The sequence below is a fragment of the Pedobacter heparinus genome, from assembly GCF_032678725.1.
GTDB lineage: Bacteria > Bacteroidota > Bacteroidia > Sphingobacteriales > Sphingobacteriaceae > Pedobacter > Pedobacter heparinus_A.
In genome coordinates, this window is sequence record NZ_JAVTSC010000018.1 from 1 (window position 1) to 19,771 (window position 19,771).

At 42.4% G+C, this 19,771-nt stretch carries 25 protein-coding genes; 22 read left to right on the plus strand and 3 right to left on the minus strand.

What is annotated here, in order from left to right:
* From R2Q85_RS22005 to R2Q85_RS22055, 11 genes are all read left to right on the plus strand, one after another.
* Positions 1 to 216: MauE/DoxX family redox-associated membrane protein (locus tag R2Q85_RS22005; RefSeq protein WP_410478905.1), on the plus strand; the 216-nt coding region annotated here is incomplete at its 5' end.
* 212 nt (positions 217 to 428) lie between these two features.
* Positions 429 to 710, plus strand: coding sequence for a hypothetical protein (locus tag R2Q85_RS22010; protein WP_316813961.1), 282 nt, complete (start codon positions 429 to 431; stop codon positions 708 to 710).
* Between the two features lie 102 nt (positions 711 to 812).
* Positions 813 to 1,091 (plus strand): hypothetical protein, encoded by a 279-nt coding sequence (locus R2Q85_RS22015; protein WP_316813962.1) that lies wholly within the window; start codon positions 813 to 815, stop codon positions 1,089 to 1,091.
* Between the two features lie 283 nt (positions 1,092 to 1,374).
* Positions 1,375 to 1,635 carry a hypothetical protein gene (locus R2Q85_RS22020; RefSeq protein WP_316813963.1) on the plus strand — a complete coding sequence of 87 codons (261 nt, stop codon included), beginning with the start codon at positions 1,375 to 1,377 and terminating at the stop codon, positions 1,633 to 1,635.
* A complete protein-coding gene (locus R2Q85_RS22025) occupies positions 1,617 to 2,051 on the plus strand; it encodes a type II toxin-antitoxin system RelE/ParE family toxin (protein ID WP_316813964.1) in 435 nt (144 codons plus the stop codon). Before R2Q85_RS22020 ends, R2Q85_RS22025 begins: the two co-directional genes overlap by 19 nt.
* 170 nt (positions 2,052 to 2,221) lie before the next feature.
* Positions 2,222 to 2,548, plus strand: a complete 327-nt coding sequence (locus R2Q85_RS22030) for a hypothetical protein (RefSeq protein ID WP_316813965.1) — start codon at positions 2,222 to 2,224, stop codon at positions 2,546 to 2,548.
* Positions 2,549 to 2,747: 199 nt separating this feature from the next.
* Entirely contained in the window at positions 2,748 to 3,389 is a 642-nt protein-coding gene (locus R2Q85_RS22035) for a DUF6266 family protein (RefSeq protein ID WP_316813966.1), read from the plus strand.
* Between the two features lie 51 nt (positions 3,390 to 3,440).
* Positions 3,441 to 3,824, plus strand: a complete 384-nt coding sequence (locus R2Q85_RS22040; protein ID WP_316813967.1) for a hypothetical protein — start codon at positions 3,441 to 3,443, stop codon at positions 3,822 to 3,824.
* 357 nt (positions 3,825 to 4,181) lie between these two features.
* Positions 4,182 to 4,850: a hypothetical protein gene (locus tag R2Q85_RS22045; RefSeq protein WP_316813968.1), complete on the plus strand. Its 669-nt coding sequence runs from the start codon at positions 4,182 to 4,184 to the stop codon at positions 4,848 to 4,850.
* On the plus strand, positions 4,837 to 5,307 hold the full coding sequence (locus R2Q85_RS22050; protein WP_316813969.1) for a DUF6266 family protein: 471 nt from the start codon (positions 4,837 to 4,839) through the stop codon (positions 5,305 to 5,307). Before R2Q85_RS22045 ends, R2Q85_RS22050 begins: the two co-directional genes overlap by 14 nt.
* Positions 5,273 to 5,482: a DUF6266 family protein gene (locus R2Q85_RS22055; protein WP_316813970.1), complete on the plus strand. Its 210-nt coding sequence runs from the start codon at positions 5,273 to 5,275 to the stop codon at positions 5,480 to 5,482. Before R2Q85_RS22050 ends, R2Q85_RS22055 begins: the two co-directional genes overlap by 35 nt.
* Positions 5,483 to 5,492: 10 nt before the next feature.
* On the opposite strand, the gene R2Q85_RS22060 is transcribed toward R2Q85_RS22055, so the two are convergent.
* On the minus strand, positions 5,493 to 7,118 hold the full coding sequence (locus R2Q85_RS22060; protein WP_316813971.1) for a murein L,D-transpeptidase: 1,626 nt from the start codon (positions 7,116 to 7,118) through the stop codon (positions 5,493 to 5,495).
* Between the two features lie 233 nt (positions 7,119 to 7,351).
* Between R2Q85_RS22060 and R2Q85_RS22065 the strand changes: the two genes are divergently transcribed.
* From R2Q85_RS22065 to R2Q85_RS22080, 4 genes are read left to right on the plus strand one after another with little or no spacing between them, the layout of a single operon-like run.
* The gene (locus R2Q85_RS22065; protein WP_316813972.1) at positions 7,352 to 8,158 is read left to right on the plus strand and encodes a polysaccharide deacetylase family protein; all 807 of its coding nucleotides are present in this window, start codon (positions 7,352 to 7,354) and stop codon (positions 8,156 to 8,158) included.
* Entirely contained in the window at positions 8,155 to 9,117 is a 963-nt protein-coding gene (locus R2Q85_RS22070) for an ROK family protein (protein WP_316813973.1), read from the plus strand. The genes R2Q85_RS22065 and R2Q85_RS22070 overlap by 4 nt, the downstream gene beginning before the upstream one ends.
* Positions 9,118 to 9,121: 4 nt before the next feature.
* The gene (locus R2Q85_RS22075) at positions 9,122 to 10,282 is read left to right on the plus strand and encodes an MFS transporter (RefSeq protein ID WP_316813974.1); all 1,161 of its coding nucleotides are present in this window, start codon (positions 9,122 to 9,124) and stop codon (positions 10,280 to 10,282) included.
* A gap of 7 nt (positions 10,283 to 10,289) precedes the next feature.
* Positions 10,290 to 11,054, plus strand: coding sequence for a sugar isomerase domain-containing protein (locus R2Q85_RS22080; RefSeq protein ID WP_316813975.1), 765 nt, complete (start codon positions 10,290 to 10,292; stop codon positions 11,052 to 11,054).
* 11 nt (positions 11,055 to 11,065) lie between these two features.
* Here R2Q85_RS22080 and R2Q85_RS22085 read toward each other — a convergent pair whose 3' ends face one another.
* Complete coding sequence (locus R2Q85_RS22085) at positions 11,066 to 11,809, minus strand: DeoR/GlpR family DNA-binding transcription regulator (RefSeq protein ID WP_316813976.1); 744 nt, start codon at positions 11,807 to 11,809, stop codon at positions 11,066 to 11,068.
* A gap of 107 nt (positions 11,810 to 11,916) precedes the next feature.
* Here R2Q85_RS22085 and R2Q85_RS22090 point away from each other — a divergent pair, with 107 nt between their 5' ends.
* Together R2Q85_RS22090 and R2Q85_RS22095 are read left to right on the plus strand one after the other, a co-directional pair.
* Positions 11,917 to 12,351: a hypothetical protein gene (locus tag R2Q85_RS22090; RefSeq protein ID WP_316813977.1), complete on the plus strand. Its 435-nt coding sequence runs from the start codon at positions 11,917 to 11,919 to the stop codon at positions 12,349 to 12,351.
* A gap of 215 nt (positions 12,352 to 12,566) precedes the next feature.
* Positions 12,567 to 13,253, plus strand: a complete 687-nt coding sequence (locus R2Q85_RS22095; protein WP_316813978.1) for a transporter substrate-binding domain-containing protein — start codon at positions 12,567 to 12,569, stop codon at positions 13,251 to 13,253.
* On the opposite strand, the gene R2Q85_RS22100 is transcribed toward R2Q85_RS22095, so the two are convergent.
* Positions 13,250 to 13,681 carry a hypothetical protein gene (locus tag R2Q85_RS22100; RefSeq protein ID WP_316813979.1) on the minus strand — a complete coding sequence of 144 codons (432 nt, stop codon included), beginning with the start codon at positions 13,679 to 13,681 and terminating at the stop codon, positions 13,250 to 13,252. The two genes, R2Q85_RS22095 and R2Q85_RS22100, sit on opposite strands and share 4 nt — an antisense overlap.
* 81 nt (positions 13,682 to 13,762) lie before the next feature.
* On the opposite strand from R2Q85_RS22100, the gene sucD reads away from it, so the two are divergent.
* The 5 genes from sucD (at position 13,763) to R2Q85_RS22125 (ending at position 19,646) form a co-directional block, all read left to right on the plus strand.
* Positions 13,763 to 14,635: a succinate--CoA ligase subunit alpha gene (gene sucD, locus R2Q85_RS22105; protein ID WP_316813980.1), complete on the plus strand. Its 873-nt coding sequence runs from the start codon at positions 13,763 to 13,765 to the stop codon at positions 14,633 to 14,635.
* Between the two features lie 145 nt (positions 14,636 to 14,780).
* Complete coding sequence (locus R2Q85_RS22110; protein ID WP_316813981.1) at positions 14,781 to 15,260, plus strand: methionine-R-sulfoxide reductase; 480 nt, start codon at positions 14,781 to 14,783, stop codon at positions 15,258 to 15,260.
* 151 nt (positions 15,261 to 15,411) lie between these two features.
* Positions 15,412 to 15,804, plus strand: a complete 393-nt coding sequence (locus R2Q85_RS22115) for a septal ring lytic transglycosylase RlpA family protein (RefSeq protein WP_316813982.1) — start codon at positions 15,412 to 15,414, stop codon at positions 15,802 to 15,804.
* Positions 15,805 to 16,186: 382 nt separating this feature from the next.
* Positions 16,187 to 17,161 carry a ribonucleoside-diphosphate reductase small subunit gene (locus R2Q85_RS22120; protein ID WP_316813983.1) on the plus strand — a complete coding sequence of 325 codons (975 nt, stop codon included), beginning with the start codon at positions 16,187 to 16,189 and terminating at the stop codon, positions 17,159 to 17,161.
* Between the two features lie 106 nt (positions 17,162 to 17,267).
* Positions 17,268 to 19,646, plus strand: a complete 2,379-nt coding sequence (locus tag R2Q85_RS22125) for a ribonucleoside-diphosphate reductase subunit alpha (protein ID WP_316813984.1) — start codon at positions 17,268 to 17,270, stop codon at positions 19,644 to 19,646.
* Positions 19,647 to 19,771: the final 125 nt, after the last annotated feature.

Consider the following 19,771-nt stretch of genomic DNA (forward strand, 5'->3'; position numbering starts at 1 on the left):
GTTGGGTATAAGGCAGCGTTTGTGTTGCTGGGAGTGTTTGAGCTGTATATCGGCGGCATGATGCTATCGGGTTTGAAGCTGGGTTGCAGTTGTGGGGGTGTGGTGAGTTTGCTTTCGTGGAAAGGGCACCTGGTTTTTAACGCTGGGTTTATGGGGGTGGCATGGTTGGGGATGAGGGGCTTGGCGGGTAAATGGCCGCTAAGGCGTTCGCTATAAAGCACCATGGTAGGGCTGTGCATGCCCCATCCCGTCATCTCGAGGGAAGCGCAGCGACGAGAGATCTCTTGATTAGGCATAGTTCAAGAGGTCTCTCCTATCGTCGAGATGACGGGTTGGGGCATGCACAACGATAACGAGATTATTAAGCTAATAATTAACTACTTACTTATAAAAAACATATTGAAACTAACTATTTATAAATAAACAAAATGACAAAACCTTTAAAAATAAACTTGATGATCATTGCCCTGGCAGTAGCCACCGTAGGCGCCTTTGCTACAAAACTGGCATACGCGCCTGCAGCAACAGCGGAAGTGTATACCTGGCACAGAACCTTCGGCGATCCGCTACCTAATGAACAAAGTTATTTTATAGGCACAGAAGAACAAGCTGCAAGTTACTATGGTTGCGACGGCAGCTTTGATGAGTGTGCAGTTGGTGTACCTGCTGATCCGCTTGGGTCTCCTGTGGTGGTGCTTTACCAGAACTAATTTTTTGGGCTGCGCCCCATACTTAAATCCTGAATATTACCGCGTCCGGAAGCGTGAATAGATTATAAATGTCTAATTATCAATTTTTAAAAAAACAAAATCATGAAGAGAAACTTCAAAACAAGTATGATGGTGGCTGCGCTGACAGTGGCTACCCTGGGCGCTTTTGCCACAACAATTGCAAATATGCCAGCGGCTAATGATGAGGAATATACCTGGCACCGGACAGGTGGCGAAGCCCCACCGGAAGAGACCAATCCTTTTGTGGGCAGTAAAACTGACGCCGAGAATTACTACGGCTGCAGCGGCACAGTAAACGAGTGTGCTGTAGGTACACCGAGCAACCTGAGCTTACCGCCAGAGGTGATTTACCAGCAGTAAGCCCCTAGGGTTAAACAGGGCCTTGAATTTGGGCAAGGCCCGGGGGCAGGAGAATGGTTCCTGCCCTCAATTAATCGATCTCAGATTGTGATGTAGGATTCCTGGAAAGGAGCTATGGGTTTGTTCTTTGATTTATGGTTTGATACAAGATTTTGAGCTTAATACCAGTATTTTGTGATTTTTGATTAATTAAATTTCTTTTTGATTAATTAACATCTTTTATTTAGCTTTGCTTCAGCAAGCAGTAGGTAATTGGATTTTTAAACTTAAATAACGAAATTTGATGAAACATCAATTGATTATGCCATCGTCTATAGATCATTTAAGGAATGCTATAATTGATAAGCTAATGGCTATTTCTAACAAGGATTATTTGGTCGCGTTAAATAAGCTTATGGAAAGTGCAGTGGAGAATGATGTTGTTCAACTTTCGCCCGAGCAGATCTTAATGCTAAAAATGAGTGATGATGACATTAAAAACGGTAATGTTATTGGTCAGGATGATTTAGACCAAGAAGATTTGAAATGGTTGAAGACACTGTAGCCTGGACTTCTACTGCAGTTAAACAAAGAAGGACTATTTTTGAGTATTGGACTTTAAAAAATCACTCAACTGCGTACGCTACGAAGCTAATGAAACTAATCAATAAGCGCGGTAAACTTATTGCAAGATATCCTGAATCTTATCAATTAACTATTTATCCTGGATCAAGAGTTTCTACTCTGGGACATTTTAGTATGATATATAAGATTTCAGGTCGGCAAATAATAATTACGGCTTTCTGGGACAATAGGCAAGATCCCAAAAAATTATCGGAAGTATTGTTATCAGCTTCGGGTAACAAAAAAATACTTCCTCAACACGTGATTGAGGGAATTAAAAGAGGACATGCTGATTTTGAAGCTGGTCGCAGCATTTCATTTGAGGAATTTAAAAAGAGGCTAGATGCGAAGCTGTGACTGGCCAATTTCCTTGTATTAAGCTATTTCAAAATTTAAATCCACCATTTATAGAATGAGATGCTTTTGTAATCTGCAAAAGCGAAGGCTTGATGCTATACCAGGTCTTCAATTAAAATTAACGTTTTTATTTAATGTGCAATGATGAATTGTTGCTCACGATTTACAAAATGAAAAACCGGCAGGGCTGCCTGGTTTTTAAAAGTGCGGGTAAACTGCAGCGGATTTTTAACCTGATGGAGGTTTTACATTTTGTTGGCGAAATGAAACTGCACAGTGCAGCTATCGACACCGGTGCTGAACAAAGATGCAGTAATCCTTATCCTTTACAATGTGCCGATGGTTTGGAGCGTTTACTGACCTGCTGTTTTGTACAGGAGGTAGTAGCGTTGGAGCTTAAAGTAAAACAAAGGGTTAAGTTTAGCTGGCAGGGCACAGCCAAGGAGTTTAAGGCTGCGGTTGACCGGATGATAGCGAAGCTGCCGCGATTTTTTTAACCGCCATGGCGTCATCTCCACTCCTTTGTCATTCCGAGGCACGAGGAATCTAGATCCTTCGCATTCGCTCTGGATGACAAATTCTTTATGCTACGCGCTTAAAACAACAACAACAACAAAAAAGAAAACCTGATTACTAACATTGCTAACAACAGGCTAACAAAGTTGCAATCGTAAAATAACCCATAAAAAATAGAAAATGGGGAAATACAAAAAAGGAATCCTTGGTCCGTTTCGCGGCAAGGTCGGAACGGTCGTTGGATCGAGCTGGAATGGTCAGTTTTATCTAAAAAGTGTCCCGGATTTTGGGGATTATCAACCCTCAACCGCACAATTAAATGTTCAGGCCAAACTGGCCTTTGTAACGGGCTTTTTAAAGCCGCTTAAACCAGTCTTAAATATAGGTTATAAGCATTTTAATAAGGGAATGACTCCCATGAACAAAGCAACTTCTTATCACTTAAAGAACGCGGTAACAGGTACAAGTGCGTTAAACTTTGCCATTGACTATACCAAAGTGATGTTTAGTGAAGGTAATTTACCTATGGCAGATCAGACTGAAGTGAATGTTACTGTAGTTAATAAACTTGATTTTGTTTGGGTGGATGATTCGGATGTGGACAGCAACAACGATACGGACTTGGCTGCTTTTCTGGTTATTAATCCAGCAAAGGGAAGTTATACCAGGATATTTGGTGCTGCGCCAAGATCAGCGGAAGCTTATGTGCTTGACCTTCCTGGATACAGTGGTGATGAAGTACAGGTTTACATTGCATTTATTAGTGCAGATGGTAAGCAGGTAAGTGATTCATTTTATGTAGGGGAGTTTATAGTCCTTTAATTCAATGGGGTGGTGCGCCGCACCACCTCTTTTTACTTTAAAAATAGAGTTATGATAAGAGATATAAATATTAAGTATTGGGGTATGAACGTGATTAACCTTGTAAATGAGGTTAAAAAAGAGCACCGGTTAATGGTGGGGTTAATGCTTTTATGGAGCATAGTTACCGAATTGTTTAGCAGCCCGGAGATGAGTACTGGGATTAACCAAAGTATTCCATTAATGGTGGTGTTAAGCTTAATCACCTTTTTATTGCTGCTGGAACTAAGCTGGTGGTTATTGACGAGGTTTTGGCTGCGGGTAGGATTGCCTGGAGTTGACAGTATATTTTTAAACTATAAAAATCTGGAAGTATGGCAGCAAATCGCATTTTTCTGGGCATCATTTTGCTTGGTGTTACTGGTGGGGCTGGGGTGTTTAGTAGCGGTAATTTAACCTACCCGTCATCTCGACCCGCAGGGAGAGAACTCTTGGTCACGCATAGTTCAAGAGGTCTCTCGTCGCTGCGCTCTGTCGAGATGACGACCGTCTATACATGTTGGGCGTATCTGCCTCATGCTGGGTGTGTCAAGATTTCAAACAATAGAGGTATGCCGGAGAGAAGGCATTGGCTGGTATGTGACCGTAGGGAGCTTAGCAGGCGCAGCCTTCGACCGGCTACCGAAATTGTTATACGAAGTTATGACTAATAGATCCTTCGCATTCGCTCTGGATGACAAAACGTTCGCTCTGGATGACAAAACACTCCCTCTGGAAGACAAAAGGTATCGCAAATCATTAACAAAACAAATTATGAACTATACAGAAGAAGAAACAATCAAAGGATCAGCGCTTCACTTGATGAACTTTATTACCATGGAATTGCTGCGCTATGGCTTTTTGATCGCCATGCACGATGAGCTGAAAGATTTAAAAGGGCTGGTAAAGGCCGAAGACAATAACTGGCTTTCTGAGCCCAGGGAATATGTATGTTTAGATGCCGAGCTGGAACTGTTAGGGCAAGTAAAAGATCCGGTAGTAAAAATTGTCATGAGCTCCATTGATAAAATAGCCCGATTTAAGGATACCTATTTAATGATCAACAACCTTGATGCCCTTGAGCTTGTCTTTACCGATGAATTTAACGAAGCAGCAGGCGAAATCTATCACACCTATGCCTTCGACATGGATTGCGATGGCAGCTATCATAGTATTTATACCAACCTGCTAACCTATTACTGGCCAATAGAGCTGATCCTGTTTTACATCGTAACCCAATTTATGCTCAATAAAGAAGAAGTATACGAAGCGGCAGATGAAAACTATCACCATTACCAAACTACAAAAGGATTTGAAATTTTAACGGAGAACAAGAACGCCTTACTGTTGCTCGATTTGATTGCAGCATTAAACAAAGACGGATACCACATTGGCGAATGTGATTTAAAAACAACTCATAAAAACAAAGATGGCAACATATAAAAACGGAATAAACGGAGCGATATCCGGGAAAATAGGAAATGTGGTAGGAGCTAGCTGGCGGGGCGTAGATTACCTGCGCATTTTAGCAGATCACAGCAACAGGACCTTTTCTGAAAAGCAACAGAACCAGCATTTTTTGCTGGGCATGGTGAGCAGCTGGCTGAAACCATTAAAGTACATTATTGAAATCGGTTACCAGCTATTTGTAACCGGCAAAACACCCATGAACCAATGTATCTCCTATCACATGAAAAATGCAGTTACAGGAAATACACCTATTGAATACCTGATTGATTTTGCAAAAGTGATTTTTAGCAGGGGCGAACTGCTGGTGCCTTTTATTAAAGAGATATTGACATTACTCGATGCCGTACTGCATATCAAATGGGAAAACGCATCAACATCCATATTTAGTAATGAAGATGACCGCGCAATATTTATCATATATAAGTCCTGACAAACAAAGCTTTTCAACCTTTCAGGATATAGCCCAAAGAGGAGATAAAGAAGCAATTTTGCAATTGCCGGCAAATTATGCCGGCGATACGATCCATTGCTGGCAGCATTTTGTAAATGCTGCAGGCGACGCGGTAAGTACCACCGTTTATTTGGGGGAGCTAAGGCTGGTGTAAAAAATGAGCGTCAATCTTGTATGAGCATTTTAGCCAGTGCTTCGTCTCTGGCATAAATGTCTTTTCTGAAGTTCAGTAGGTTGTTCCGGTCGGTAAAAGCCGTAAAATATGCAATGAACACGGGCACTTTATGTTTCAAAGTTATATATTGTTCTTTGCCTGATTGAATGACACCCTCTATTTTCTGTTCATTCCAGTTATCGTAGTTTAATAAAAATGTGGCCAGCTTAAATGGATTGGCCACACGGATACAACCATGGCTAAATGCCCTGGAGCTTTCATTAAAAAGCGATTTTGCCGGGCTGTCGTGCAAATAGATGTTGTAACTGTTTGGGAAAAGAAACTTAACCAGCCCCAGGGAATTCTGTGGGCCGGGTTTTTGTCGTACAATAGGGATGCCGTCTTTGTATCCGGTAATCTCCATTTTGTGAGCGTTTATATAATCCGGATTTTGCCTCATTGCAGGCATAATCTCCTTACGTACGATACTTTCAGGGACATTCCAATACGGATTAAACACTACATATTTTATATCTCCGGAAAATATCACCGTGCGGTGTACCGATTGTCCGACCACCACATTACTACTCCACAACAGGCTGTCTGCGCGGTAGGCATGTAGTTTAAACTCAGGAATATTTACCCCAAGATAGACGGAATCCATATGCACTGGCAGCCAGCGGCTGCGTTCCATATTGACCAGGATCTGCCTGATCCTTGTGGCGAGGGGTACATTCATCTCGCTGAGGGTTCCCCTTCCAATAGCCCCGTCTGCGGTTAGGCCATGCCTGGTCTGAAACTGCTTCGTTGCGGCTTCCAGCTCTTCGTTATAGTGGTTGTTGAGTGTGTCCCCCTTAAAATCGCCCAATTTAAAAAGTCTTTTTTTAACCTCGGCTATCAGTGTTGCCGAATCACCTGGTTTGTAAGATTTGGCCGGGCCTGTAATGGGTTTCCATGAATTCTGGTTTTGCAGGTCACGGTATTGGAGCAGGTGTTTCTTCAATAGGTCATACTGTCTGTATACCGGTGCTTCTGCTTTAGAAACCTTTTGAGGTACTTTAATCATACTGTCCAGATAGGCAGCATAAGACAACTTTTTGCGTGGCAAAAACCACTGCGAGGACTTGCTGATAGACGTATCCATACCTTCCCAGGCTAATTTTGCAAAGGCAAAGTAATTGGCGGTAAGCATCAGTTCCAGTTGCAAATCGGGTTTGCCTGTTCCCTTTGCGTACAACAAGGAATCCAATGTGTTTCGGTAAGGGATATCTTTAGAGATGCCCTCATTTTTGAGATTCTTTATCCGGTCTGCAAGGTTGCCTGCTTGCTCGATTAACCGTTTGTCTGCATACCAGGCATAAGCATGGTTGCGGCCTGTATAAAATTCACGGATGGACGGTGCATGATCTTTAAATAGAGGGTATTTGATCAGGAAGGTTTCTATTTCAACCGAATCTAAAAACCAGTTGTGTTCTGCGCTAAAGTTGCCCGGAATGGTTTTGTTCCAATCCTTAATGGCTTTTGATTTTTCGTGGTCTTGTGTTTTTGCTTTTTTCTCATTTTGCCTGCAGCTTGTAATGCTGATTGCACAGATGCAGAGTATGATGTAAATTTTACCCGAAGTCACTATTTTCATAGACAGAATTAAATGTTTAGATACTCAAAATAAGTAAAATATGATCAAATATTCCGCTAAGGTTGATATCGGGTTACAATTGGAGTTGGCTAATCTTACTGTGTTTGCTGTTTTATGCTGTATTTATTTAATTTTTAAATTAAATTAGCGTTTTTATGCGGCTATTAGATTATTTATTTGCGTTTTTTTGCGATTTTTAAAATAATTGTCTAGCTTTAAATAACGCATAAACTATGACAAAGCCCATACGTCACATCAGGATCCTCCGTTACTGCCTTCTGTTTGCTTGCTGTACAGCTTTTGTACAGGAAGCTGCCGGACAAAACCAGTCTTTTGTTGAATCGCATGGTGCCATTGTCCGGGGCAATCCGGCTTCGAATAAACTGGCCCTGGTTTTTACGGGTGATGAGTATGGAGACGGGGCGGCATTTATTGCAAATGCTTTAAAAAAAGAACAAGTGCATGCATCTTTTTTTTTGACTGGTAATTTTTACCGAAATAAACATTTTAAAAAAGTGATCGGACAGCTGAAGCAGGATGGTAATTACCTGGGTTCTCATTCGGACAAGCATTTGCTGTATTGCGACTGGGGTAAAAGGGACAGCTTGCTGGTTACGCGTGCACAGTTTGAAAAGGACATTAACAACAGCTATGCAGAATTGAAGAGATTCGGCATTGATAAAAAACAGGCTGCTTATTTTTTACCTCCTTATGAATGGTATAACCATGCCATCGCTGCATGGACATATGACATGGGGCTTCAGCTGGTTAATTTTACCCCTGGTACCCGCTCTGCTGCGGATTATACTTATCCGGAAATGGGCACAAAGTATGTAGACAGTGAAAAAGTGCTGACATCTATCCTCAGTTATGAGCAAAAGGACAAAAATGGTTTAAACGGCTTTATGTTATTGGTCCATATTGGAACCGATCCAAGAAGAAAAGATAAATTCTATACCCGTTTACCCGAGCTGATCCAGGCTTTAAAAGGCAAGGGCTATCAGTTTGTACGGGTTGATGAATTGTTGGGCGCGTTATGAGATTACTGGCAATTGATTTGGGTGGAACAAAACTGGCCGCGGCTACCTTTACGGAGCATGGGGTGGTTAGTACCAGGGATTCGGTTCTTTTAAATGGAAGAAAGGGCAGGCAGGTTGGCAAGCTGATCACCGATCTCGTTACAGAACAGCTCAGCTTTGCTGAGCAGCAGGCGGAGCCTGTTGTTGCCATTGCGGTTTCGGTACCCGGTATCAGCAATGTTAAAAATAACATGGTCTGGGCGCCGAACATCCCAGAATGGGAAGCCTATCCTTTGTTGAGAGAAATTGAGGCAGTTGGCGGAGGCATCCCGGTAACCATTGAAAGCGACCGGAGCTGTTATATTTTGGGTGAGGTATGGCAGGGTGCCGCCAAGGGTTGTCAGGATGCCATTTATTTATCGGTGGGTACTGGGATTGGAGCAGGTATACTTGCCGGCGGGCAAATTTTGCGCGGGGCAAATGATATTGCCGGTGCCATCGGTTGGCTGGCCTTGAGGCCTCCTTATCAGGACAGGTATAAGAATCATGGACATTTTGAATATTATACTTCGGGAGAAGGGATTGTGAGGCTGTGCAGGGAACTGTTGCATGCCCGCCCCGACTATAAAGGCGTACTCCGTAGCAAGGACCCTTCAGTGCTTTCTACGCAAAAGGTATTTGCTGCTTTTAAGGCCGATGATGAGATCGCGGTCCAGGTTTTTAAACAATGCGTGGAATACTGGGGGATGGCGGTAGCCAACCTGGTTAGCCTGTTTAACCCGGAAAAGATCATTATGGGAGGTGGGGTATTTGGCCCGGCAATTCCTTTGATCCCGGAGATTTATAAAGAAGCAAAAAAATGGGGTCAGCCCATCAGTACGGATTTGTTTGTTTTAGCCGGCTCGGCATTGGGTGCCGACGCGGGCTTATACGGGGCAGGTTATGCCGCTTTAAAAAACTTTCAGCGAATTCAACACTAAAGGTATGTTTAACAAAAAGATCGTTTTCCTATCCGCCTGCTTTGGTATGCTTTTGTTTGGTGTTACACTGATCACCCTTGGTTCGGTTGCGCCCATGCTGATCGGCAGGTTTAATCTGGACCAGCTTGCTTCGGGCACCTTATTTTCCATTCTGCCTTTTGGTGTGCTGACCGGCTCATTGCTGTTTGGCCCTTTCTGCGATAAATACGGATACAAATATTTGCTGGCTTTTTCAGCCTTGCTGATCGGTATTGGTTTCGAAGGGATTGCTTTTTCTTCTTCTTTTTTATGGCTTAAGGTTTGTATTTTCCTGTTTGGCTTGGGAGGCGGGGCAATTAACGGGGCTACAAATGCGGTGGTTGCCGACATCAGTATTAAAGATAAGGGGGCCAACCTAAGCCTTATTGGTGTGTTTTTTGGCCTCGGGGCGCTGGGTATGCCTTTTATCCTGGGCTTTCTGGAAAACGTAGTGTCAACTTCGGTGATTGTAGCCAGTGTCGGACTGCTCGCTTTTTTGGCAGCAGCTATTTTTGGCTGCATTAATTTTCCGCTGCCTAAACACATAAATGGTTTTCCCATCAGGAGGGGGCTTGCTTTGTTAAAAGACCGGATGCTGATGCTGATTGCGCTTTTTTTGTTTTGTCAGTGCAGTTTTGAAGCCATTGTGAACAACTGGACTACTACCTACCTGATTAAACAGATTGGGGTCTCGCAAAGCAAGGCGCTGTATGCCCTTTCTTTATTTGTAGTGGGCATGACCCTGATGCGTTTGCTGATGGGCAGTGTGCTCAGGAACCTGAGTATAAAAGCCATACTGACCATTTCCTTTGTATTGCTGCTGGCGGGGATAGCCTTGCTGAACACTTCAGTTTACCTGAGGGCAATTGCTGGCCTGGTATTGATGGGCGGAGGTTTGGCAGCAGGATTTCCGGTAATGCTGGGCATCGTGGCCACCCGCTATGCGGATCTTTCGGCAACGGCTTTTAGCCTGGTGCTGGTGATGGCGTTGTTCGGGAATATGGTGGTCAACTACCTGATGGGGATGCTGGCCAATACTTACGGGATCCGGTACCTGATCTATATGGCCCTTGCAGAACTTATCCTGATGACTTTACTTGGGTTCCTGGTTTTGGGGAACCAGAAAAATAAACAGCTTAAAATTTAAAATACATATGATGCTAGCAAAAGAATGGCTCAATAATGCAAGGGCAATTATGACCCAGATTGAGGAAACGCAAATGGATAACATCCGCAAAGCGGCGGAAATAATGGCCGACTCTATTGAGGCCGGCAGATGGGTACACACTTTTGGCTGCGGGCATGCCACCATCCCGATCGAAGAGATGTACCCCAGGATCGGGGGTTTTGTGGGCTTTCACCCGATGATCGAATTGCCCCTTACTTTCTTTACCCGGATTACCGGGGAAATGGGTGTACACCAGTTTGTGTTTTTAGAAAGGGTAGAGGGCTATGGTATAGAGATCATGAAAGGTTACAACTTTGATACGCGCGATACCATGTGGCTGTTCTCCCATTCGGGGATAAACAATGTGAACATTGATGTGGCGCTGGAAGCGAAGCGGAAAGGGATGAAAGTGATCGTGTTCGGTTCAGCAGCCGAAGCAAAAGGAAAGCAGACCCGCCACTCCAGTGGAAAGAATATTTTTGATATTGCCGACCTGGTGGTGGATTCCTGTGCGCCGATTGGTGACGCCTCTGTATCGCTCAAAAACCACCAGGATAAAATAGGACCGGTATCTACTATGGCATTCATCACCTGTGTATGGATGACGGTGACTACGGTTGCTGAAATACTGGCTGAAAGAGGAGTGAAACTGTACATCCATCCTTCGCATAATGTTCCTGGAGATGAAACGGCTAAAGACCGTTTGGAAGAAGCGTTGCGGGTATATAAGGAAAGGATTACAGGGGTTTAACGATTTATCTGCTATCTGATGTCGAAAAACTGCTGGTATTTTTTCAGTTTGGCATCGCCCGGGGAAAGTTCGGTAACCAGGTGGTCTACCGCGTTTAGGTTACAGACGGTTAAGTTTTGCGCTGCACCGATTTTTTCAGAAATGGTCAGGATGGCGGTTTTTCTGGCCGACCTGATCATTTGTTGTTTTACCTGCACTACTTCCCAGTCCTGCTCTGTTACACCTTCGCTTACAGAGATGCCATTGGTGCCCAGGAAGCAGAGGTCTGCCCTGATCTCTGAAAGTTGATGGATCACCGTAGAACCCATACAGATGTATGCATTTCTGGAAAGCTTTCCAGCGAGTAAGATCACATCGATGGTGGACCTTTGGGTGACTTCCAGGGCAACCAGGGGGCTAACAGTAAAGAATGTGCCTGTCAGATTTTCCGGGATCATTTTTGCCAGTTCGAGCATGACCGTTCCGCCGCCGGCAAGAATGGTCATGCCATCCTGGATTAATGTTAAGGCCTTTCTGGCGATTTCCTTCTTTTTTTCTTTAGCATATATAGCTGGTTGCTGAAAGGGATAATGAAAGAATTTTGAGATGGCACCTCCATGTACTTTAACCAGTTTGCCTTCCTGTTCCAGATCGGCAAGATCCCGCCTTATGGTATCCAGGGAAACATCCAGCTCGGTACAAAGATTGGCGGTATGAACTTTGTTATTGATATTGATCTGGTTTAAAATATAGTTTTGTCGCTCTTCTCTTAACATGGTGTCTTATTCCGGGAAATCAATATAACTAATTATTTTGAAACAGAGATTTCTTTCGTGATAAGGGGATATTTTTTTAAATTGCGTGGGTAGAGCTTAAAATCATCATGAAGAAATATTTTTTTATTGTATTAGTGCTAATTGGCATCAATACGCTAGCAAAAGCCCAGCAAAATAAAATGCCGACAGCTCAGGAAATGACGGCTAAAAATGTGGATGAGCTGGAAAAGCGACTGAAACTGAGCCCCACTCAGAAAAGTGTGATCTATACTTATGTTTATGACATGTCTAAACAGCAGCTTGACCTGATCAAAAGGCAGCAGGCAGGTACTTCAAAAGAGGATGATGTGACTAAATTTTATAAGCTTCAGAACGACACCAATGACAACATCCGTACCATCCTTAAGGGTGATCAGCTTCCTGAATTTGAAAAGGTACTGGAAGAAAGATTAAGTGGTATTGACCGGAAAAAGAAGAAGAAAAAAGGGAAACAAGAGGAAGACGTAGTATCGGATATTTCCGGGCTCAAAGTTAAACCCTAATGCTCGTTTTGCTAAAAATTGTTTGATTTTCTGGTTGAAAATTGTTTTTTCTTGTTTGTTCTCTTGGCTTTTTATGAATTTTTTGGTTTTTTTCTGATTTTTATTAAAAAGAATATATTTTCTAGTGTTTTTTATGCTTAAAGCTGGGTGTTGATCGATATTGAGTGCTGGTTTTGCAGAAAAAAGGATAACTTTGCTTCGCTAACCCTTATTTTATGGCCAATAAAAAAGTACTAAAAGTAGGATTGGATTCGGCGGCACCATTTCCGATGCATTCCGATTACAATTCTGAAAATTTTGAAGGATTTGAGGTCGATCTGCTTGGGGCCATTACCAGTCATCTCGGTTTAGCAGTGGAATACGAAGTTTCTTTATGGTCTACTATACTGGAAAAACTGTTTAAGGGTGAGCTGGATATCATTTGCTCTGCAGTAACGGTGACTGCTTCGCGCCAGCATATTCTTGAATTTAGCAATCCATACTTGTACTTCAGGTTGTGTGCGGTGGTTGGGCAGGAGGATACTTTAGCTGGTTTAAACCATTTTAAAAACAAAACCATCGGTGTGCGGGAAGCTACCGAAGCCGAAAAATATGTTCGGGAACAATTTCCCTCCAATAATATTGTATATGCGGTAACCAACAAGGAGCTGTACAGGAAGCTGGTTTCGGGAAAAATTGACCTTCTGGTGGATGATTCGCCCATAGCCGGAGGTTTCCTGCAAAAGAATAAGAAGTTGAAAATCGGCATGTTCCTGCCTAAAACGGATTCGTCTTATGCCATAGCGATGAAAAAAGGGGATTTGCAGCTTAAAACCCAGTTTAATGATGTCTTGAGGTTGCTAAAGGAAAATGGTACCTATCACAATATCTATAAAAAATGGTTTAGCGATATCCAGTTTTAGTCTTCGTTTACTACTACAGTAATATCCTTTTCCAGTTTAATGGTGTGCAGCACCTTGGTTTTTTCACTATAGACCACCACTTTGTTCTCGTCAAGGTATTGTACCAGGCGGTAAGGTGCCGAAATTTGAACATAGCGCCATTGGGTATAAAATTGTTCCTGTAATACTTTTTCTTCTGGTAAGAAAGTAACGACTACCTCAATATCCGTTACATGATCAATAAAGAAACGACTGCTGGTCTGCAATACCTGTTGCGCGGTAGGATTGCTGCGGAATTCTTCCAGTGTAATTTCACGGAGCTGATGGGCGGGTTTGCTGGGGTTGCGGTTAATTGCTTCCACGATCAGGTTGCTTACCTCATCTTTGGTTTTTAAGAATTTTCCGTTCCCAACCTTTAGTACTTTAAAATAGATTTTCAATGGCTTCATTTTATAAATGTAATAAAATTGGGATTGCATTTGATATTGCATCTCAATTAACTTAGCTTTGCACAAAAAATTTAAAGATACATGAGTGTTTTAGTAAATAAAGATTCAAAAGTTATTGTTCAGGGTTTTACTGGAAATGAGGGTACTTATCATGCTTCACAAATGATTGAGTACGGAACTAATGTTGTTGGTGGGGTAACACCTGGCAAAGGCGGACAAACTCATTTGGATAAACCGGTTTTTAATACGGTAAAGGATGCGGTTGATAAAGCCGGCGCAAATGTATCTATCATATTTGTTCCTCCTGCATTTGCAGCAGATGCCATTATGGAAGCTGCTGAAGCAGGAATTAAAGTTATTGTTTGTATCACCGAAGGTATCCCGACTAAGGATATGATCCAGGTTAAAGAGTATATCTCTGGCAAGGATTGTCGTTTGATCGGTCCTAACTGCCCTGGTGTAATTACTGCTGATGAAGCTAAAATTGGTATCATGCCAGGTTTTATCTTCAAAAAAGGTACAGTAGGTGTGGTATCTAAATCAGGTACATTAACTTATGAGGCTGTTGATCAGGTAGTGAAAGCTGGTTTGGGAATTACAACAGCTATCGGTATTGGTGGTGACCCGATTATTGGTACCACCACTAAAGAAGCGGTGGAGTTGCTGATGAACGATCCGGAAACTGAAGGTATCATCATGATCGGTGAAATTGGTGGTGGCATGGAAGCTGAAGCTGCCCGCTGGATCAAAGCCAACGGCACCAAGCCGGTAGTTGGTTTTATTGCCGGACAAACTGCTCCTGCAGGACGCAGAATGGGCCATGCCGGTGCTATTGTTGGTGGTGCTGACGATACTGCTGCTGCTAAAATGAAAATTATGGCTGAGTGTGGTATCCGTGTGGTGGAAAGCCCTGCAGAAATCGGTGCTGCTATGGCTGCCCTTTTAAAGAAATAAATAAAGATCTTCTTGTATAATGTAAAGGCTCTGGTGATTTAATTCATCGGAGCTTTTTGCTTTATTACAATGTGATGATGCTCATTTTTAGGTTTGAACAAACCAAAATAGCTTTTTGGCCGTATATTGTATTAAAATGTTAGATATGAAGACCTGGATGGACAAAACATTTGTGCTTGCTGTATTGTTGGTTTCAATGCAGCTGGCAGCCTGCGGTCAGCAGCCAAAAAAAACGGATACAAAAAAAGCAACCAATAATATGGAGTGGAATAAATTAACCAAAGAAGAAGAGGATGTGATTGTGCGCAAGGGTACAGAATATCCTGGTACCGGTAAGCTGTTAAACAATAAGGAAAAAGGCACTTATACCTGCAAGCGGTGTAATGCCGCATTATACCGGTCGGAATCTAAATTCGAATCGCATTGTGGATGGCCAAGTTTTGATGATGAAATTAAAGGAGCTGTGGAGCGGATTCCTGATGCGGACGGGATGCGTACAGAGATTGTATGTGCAAATTGTAAGGCACATTTAGGACATGTATTTTTGGGAGAGGGTTTTACTGCAAAGAATACCCGTAACTGTGTGAACTCTATTTCTATGAACTTTGTTCCCGATAAGAAATAATTTATTTCTGACTGATATTATTATAGTGCCCGGCGACAAACTGCCGGGCATTTCTTGTTTTTACGGATTTAGTTTACTTATGTTTGTCCGTTCACCAATTATAGTAAATATGAAGTATTGTTTATTGTTATGTGGTATGCTAATTTCTTTTATGGGTTTTACCCAGGATGTTTCAGAGGAACCGGCCTCAACTCCGGTGTATGAAAAATCAGCAGAATCCACATCCAAAAGCTCTTCTAAATTAATCTCAAAAACAGTTTACGCAACCTATTACGCCAGGAAATTTGAAGGCCGCAGAACAACCAGCGGGGCCAGGTACCGCAGGAGTAAAATGACGGCTGCACATATGTCTTTGCCTTTTGGAACTATCGTGACGGTGACCAATCCTGAGAACGGCGAATCTGTAGATGTTGAAGTAAATGACAGGGGGCCGCATTCGAAGAAATTTAAAATAGACCTTTCAGAAGCGGCAGCAAAAGCACTTGGCTTTTACAAAAAAGGCGTGGCAAAAGTTGAAATCAGTTATTTGCCTGAAGAAGACTAGCCTTTTAACTTTAATGTCGTTATAGTCAGTTTCTTGAATTTATTAACACCTTTTTTTGCAGCTCATGGTTCCTGAAAAGAAATAAATAACAAATTTCAGGCGTAATTACTGTGTCAATTTCTCCTTTTAGTGTTGATAAAAATGCCCGCTTGTTAACAACTATTGTTCTCTTATCAGGGGTCGGTACTTTATATTTGTTTACATAAAGTTCTTTAATAAATCACACACAGATTTTTAGTTAAAGTTTTAATATTTAGTTGCTTAAGGTTGCCGGAGGATTTCATGTCTTTTAAACTTTTAATAACTGGGTACGGATGGCTTGGCTACTGGATTTATGAAGCTTTAGGAATCAAATTACATTTACCCTATTAAATAGATGCTTATGCAAGAAGAAGAAGTATTATTAAAAGAAAACAAAGACAGGTTTGTTCTTTTGCCGATTAAATATCCTGAAATCTGGGAAATGTATAAGAAGACTGAGGCTAGTTTCTGGACAGCCGAAGAAATTGATCTGTCAGACGACCAGAAACACTGGGATAACCTGAATGACGGGGAAAGGCATTTCATTTCTCATATCCTGGCCTTCTTTTCGGCCAGTGATGGTATCGTAAATGAGAACCTTGCAGTGAACTTTATGAGTGAGGTGCAATTACCGGAGGCACGTTGTTTTTATGGTTTTCAGATCATGATGGAAAATATCCATGCAGAGACCTATGCTTTATTAATTGATACTTATATTAAAGATCCGGAAGAAAAGGATCGTTTGTTCCATGCCATTGACACGGTACCTGCCGTTAAAAGAAAAGCAGAATGGGCTTTGCGCTGGATAGACAATGGTAATTTTGCGGAGCGTCTGGTTGCTTTTGCAGCGGTAGAGGGGATTTTCTTTAGCGGTAGTTTCTGCTCTATATTCTGGTTAAAGAAGCGTGGTTTAATGCCAGGACTTACTTTTAGCAATGAGCTGATCTCAAGAGATGAAGGTTCACATTGTGAATTTGCCTGCCTGCTGTACAAAATGCTTAAAAATAAACTGAGCCAGGAGCAGGTGCATGGCATCATCAGCGATGCTGTTGAAATAGAAAAGGAATTTGTTACTGATGCATTGCCGGTTGCCCTGATCGGAATGAATGCGAAACTGATGTCGCAGTACATTGAATTTGTGGCCGACAGATGGCTGCAGGAATTGGGTTACGCTAAAATATATAATGCGACCAATCCGTTTGATTTTATGGAAATGATCTCTTTACAGGGTAAAACAAACTTCTTTGAGAAAAGAGTAGGTGATTACCAGAAAAGCGGTGTATTGACTTCAACGGAAGATAAAGCTGCGGCTTTCTCCTTAGATGATGACTTTTAGTACTTATTGGGGTTAGACAATAAGAAAATAGATAATAATTATAATTCGGTGCCGATGCTGGATTTTCCGCTCTGAAATTCAATATGCACTATAAATACCTGAAAATATGTTTGTAATAAAAAGAGATGGCCGCAAAGAAGCGGTAAGATTCGACAAAATAACGGCTCGTATCGAGAAGTTATGCTATGGTTTTAATGCTGAACTTGTAGATCCGATAGATGTTGCCAAGAAGGTGATTGAGGGTTTGTATGATGGTGTTACTACTTCAGAGCTGGACAATCTTGCTGCCGAGACTGCTGCCTCTTTAACTACAAAGCACCCTGATTATGCCTTGCTGGCTTCGCGCATTGCGGTGTCTAACCTTCATAAAAATACCACCAAGTCTTTCTCCAAGACCATGGAGTTGCTGTACAACTATATTGATTCCAAGACGGGAAAGCCTGCATCTTTAATTGCAGATGACGTTTGGGAAGTCATTGAAAAAAATGCGGATATTTTAGACAGCACCATTATCTATGACAGGGATTTTGGTTTTGATTATTTTGGCTTCAAGACCTTAGAGAAATCTTATTTGCTGAAGGTAGAAGGACAGATTGTGGAGCGTCCACAGCATTTATTCATGCGTGTTGCCGTAGGTATCCATAAAGGGGATATTGACAGTGCCATCCAAACCTATAACCTGATGAGCGAGCGTTGGTTTACACATGCTACACCGACCTTGTTCAATGCAGCTACACCTAAGCCTCAGATGTCATCCTGCTTTTTGCTAACCATGCAGGACGACAGCATTGAAGGGATTTATGATACGTTAAAACAAACGGCTAAAATTTCTCAGAGTGCGGGTGGTATTGGTTTGAGCATCCATAACATCAGGGCTACAGGTTCTTATATTGGTGGTACCAATGGCACGAGCAATGGTATTGTACCGATGCTGAAAGTGTTTAACGATACTGCGCGTTATGTAGATCAGGGCGGAGGTAAGCGTAAAGGTGCTTTTGCCATTTATTTAGAGCCCTGGCATGCAGATGTACTGAGCTTTTTGGACCTTCGTAAAAACCATGGTAAGGAAGAGCTGCGTGCACGTGATCTGTTCTATGCCCTTTGGGTATGCGATCTGTTTATGAGACGCGTGGAAGAGAACGGCGATTGGAGCCTGTTCTGTCCGCATGAGGCTCCGGGTCTGGCCGATTGCTTTGGTGCAGAGTTTGATGCTTTATATGAGCGTTATGAGCAGGAGGGCCGTGCACGTAAAACCATTAAAGCACAGGAATTATGGTTTGCCATCCTGGATTCGCAGATCGAAACAGGTACGCCGTACTTATTGTACAAGGATGCAGCCAACAGCAAATCTAATCAGCAGAACCTGGGTACCATTAAGAGCTCTAACCTGTGTACCGAGATTATAGAGTATACTTCTAAAGATGAGGTTGCGGTTTGTAACCTGGCTTCTCTGGCGCTGCCAAGATTTGTGATCAACGGTGAATTTGATCACCAGAAATTATATGATGTTACTTATCAGGCTACTGTAAACCTGAACAAGATTATAGATTATAACTACTATCCTGTAGAAGAGGCCAGAAATTCCAATATGCGCCACAGACCAGTTGGTTTAGGTGTACAAGGATTGGCTGATGCCTTTATTTTAATGCGCTTACCTTTTGAAAGCGAAGGTGCACGTATCTTAAATACAGAGATTTTTGAGACCATCTATTTTGCGGCAATGACAGCTTCTCATGACCTGGCTGTTAAAAATGGTCCGTATGAAACCTTTAAGGGTTCTCCTTTATCTCAGGGCAAGTTCCAGTTCGACCTGTGGAATGTTAAACCGGCAAGTAACCGTTGGGATTGGGAAACTTTACGCGAAAAAGTAGTAAAAGACGGGGTGTATAACTCTTTGCTGGTAGCGCCAATGCCTACGGCTTCTACTTCGCAGATTTTAGGTAACAATGAGTGTTTTGAGCCTTATACTTCAAATATCTATACCAGAAGGGTGTTGAGTGGGGAGTTCATCGTGGTAAACAAGCATTTGCTAAAAGACCTGGTATCTCTGGGTTTGTGGAACCCGGCAATGAAAGACAGGATCATTTTAGCCAATGGCTCTATCCAGGACATTGCGGAGATCCCTGATTATATCAAAGAATTATACAAAACAGTTTGGGAGATCAAAATGCGCAGCATCATTGATATGGCAGCCGACAGGGGTGCTTATATCTGCCAGTCGCAATCGCTAAACTTATTTATCAATGCACCGAATACTTCAAAACTGACTTCAATGCACTTCTATGCATGGAAGAAAGGATTGAAAACCGGTATGTATTACCTGCGCACACAAGCGGCTTCGCAAGCGGTTAAGTTTACTGTGGAGAACCAGGCGGGTAAAAACATGGAACCGGTAATTCCGGAGCATATTGAGCAAAGTGCCGAAGAGATCGTTGAAGGTCCGGTTTGCTCAATGGAAGAAGGCTGTATCAGCTGTTCAGGTTAATCGTTCATATTGGATATATCGCAAAGGAGTAAGGAGAAATTCTTACTCCTTTTTTGTTAGGATATTCCATAATTCCAGGGAACTAAATATTACGCCGATGTGAAAAAGGATGTCTGGCACATGTT

What these genes read in the sequence shown, in the direction of transcription:
- R2Q85_RS22010 (WP_316813961.1), top strand. Translation starts at nt 429, where the DNA reads ATGACAAAACCTTTAAAAATAAACTTGATGATCATTGCCCTGGCAGTA.
- R2Q85_RS22015 (WP_316813962.1), top strand. Translation starts at nt 813, where the DNA reads ATGAAGAGAAACTTCAAAACAAGTATGATGGTGGCTGCGCTGACAGTG.
- R2Q85_RS22020 (WP_316813963.1), top strand. Translation starts at nt 1,375, where the DNA reads ATGAAACATCAATTGATTATGCCATCGTCTATAGATCATTTAAGGAAT.
- R2Q85_RS22025 (WP_316813964.1), top strand. Translation starts at nt 1,617, where the DNA reads ATGGTTGAAGACACTGTAGCCTGGACTTCTACTGCAGTTAAACAAAGA.
- R2Q85_RS22030 (WP_316813965.1), top strand. Translation starts at nt 2,222, where the DNA reads ATGAAAAACCGGCAGGGCTGCCTGGTTTTTAAAAGTGCGGGTAAACTG.
- R2Q85_RS22035 (WP_316813966.1), top strand. Translation starts at nt 2,748, where the DNA reads ATGGGGAAATACAAAAAAGGAATCCTTGGTCCGTTTCGCGGCAAGGTC.
- R2Q85_RS22040 (WP_316813967.1), top strand. Translation starts at nt 3,441, where the DNA reads ATGATAAGAGATATAAATATTAAGTATTGGGGTATGAACGTGATTAAC.
- R2Q85_RS22045 (WP_316813968.1), top strand. Translation starts at nt 4,182, where the DNA reads ATGAACTATACAGAAGAAGAAACAATCAAAGGATCAGCGCTTCACTTG.
- R2Q85_RS22050 (WP_316813969.1), top strand. Translation starts at nt 4,837, where the DNA reads ATGGCAACATATAAAAACGGAATAAACGGAGCGATATCCGGGAAAATA.
- R2Q85_RS22055 (WP_316813970.1), top strand. Translation starts at nt 5,273, where the DNA reads ATGACCGCGCAATATTTATCATATATAAGTCCTGACAAACAAAGCTTT.
- R2Q85_RS22060 (WP_316813971.1), bottom strand. Translation starts at nt 7,118, where the DNA reads ATGAAAATAGTGACTTCGGGTAAAATTTACATCATACTCTGCATCTGT.
- R2Q85_RS22065 (WP_316813972.1), top strand. Translation starts at nt 7,352, where the DNA reads ATGACAAAGCCCATACGTCACATCAGGATCCTCCGTTACTGCCTTCTG.
- R2Q85_RS22070 (WP_316813973.1), top strand. Translation starts at nt 8,155, where the DNA reads ATGAGATTACTGGCAATTGATTTGGGTGGAACAAAACTGGCCGCGGCT.
- R2Q85_RS22075 (WP_316813974.1), top strand. Translation starts at nt 9,122, where the DNA reads ATGTTTAACAAAAAGATCGTTTTCCTATCCGCCTGCTTTGGTATGCTT.
- R2Q85_RS22080 (WP_316813975.1), top strand. Translation starts at nt 10,290, where the DNA reads ATGATGCTAGCAAAAGAATGGCTCAATAATGCAAGGGCAATTATGACC.
- R2Q85_RS22085 (WP_316813976.1), bottom strand. Translation starts at nt 11,809, where the DNA reads ATGTTAAGAGAAGAGCGACAAAACTATATTTTAAACCAGATCAATATC.
- R2Q85_RS22090 (WP_316813977.1), top strand. Translation starts at nt 11,917, where the DNA reads ATGAAGAAATATTTTTTTATTGTATTAGTGCTAATTGGCATCAATACG.
- R2Q85_RS22095 (WP_316813978.1), top strand. Translation starts at nt 12,567, where the DNA reads ATGGCCAATAAAAAAGTACTAAAAGTAGGATTGGATTCGGCGGCACCA.
- R2Q85_RS22100 (WP_316813979.1), bottom strand. Translation starts at nt 13,681, where the DNA reads ATGAAGCCATTGAAAATCTATTTTAAAGTACTAAAGGTTGGGAACGGA.
- sucD (WP_316813980.1), top strand. Translation starts at nt 13,763, where the DNA reads ATGAGTGTTTTAGTAAATAAAGATTCAAAAGTTATTGTTCAGGGTTTT.
- R2Q85_RS22110 (WP_316813981.1), top strand. Translation starts at nt 14,781, where the DNA reads ATGAAGACCTGGATGGACAAAACATTTGTGCTTGCTGTATTGTTGGTT.
- R2Q85_RS22115 (WP_316813982.1), top strand. Translation starts at nt 15,412, where the DNA reads ATGGGTTTTACCCAGGATGTTTCAGAGGAACCGGCCTCAACTCCGGTG.
- R2Q85_RS22120 (WP_316813983.1), top strand. Translation starts at nt 16,187, where the DNA reads ATGCAAGAAGAAGAAGTATTATTAAAAGAAAACAAAGACAGGTTTGTT.
- R2Q85_RS22125 (WP_316813984.1), top strand. Translation starts at nt 17,268, where the DNA reads ATGTTTGTAATAAAAAGAGATGGCCGCAAAGAAGCGGTAAGATTCGAC.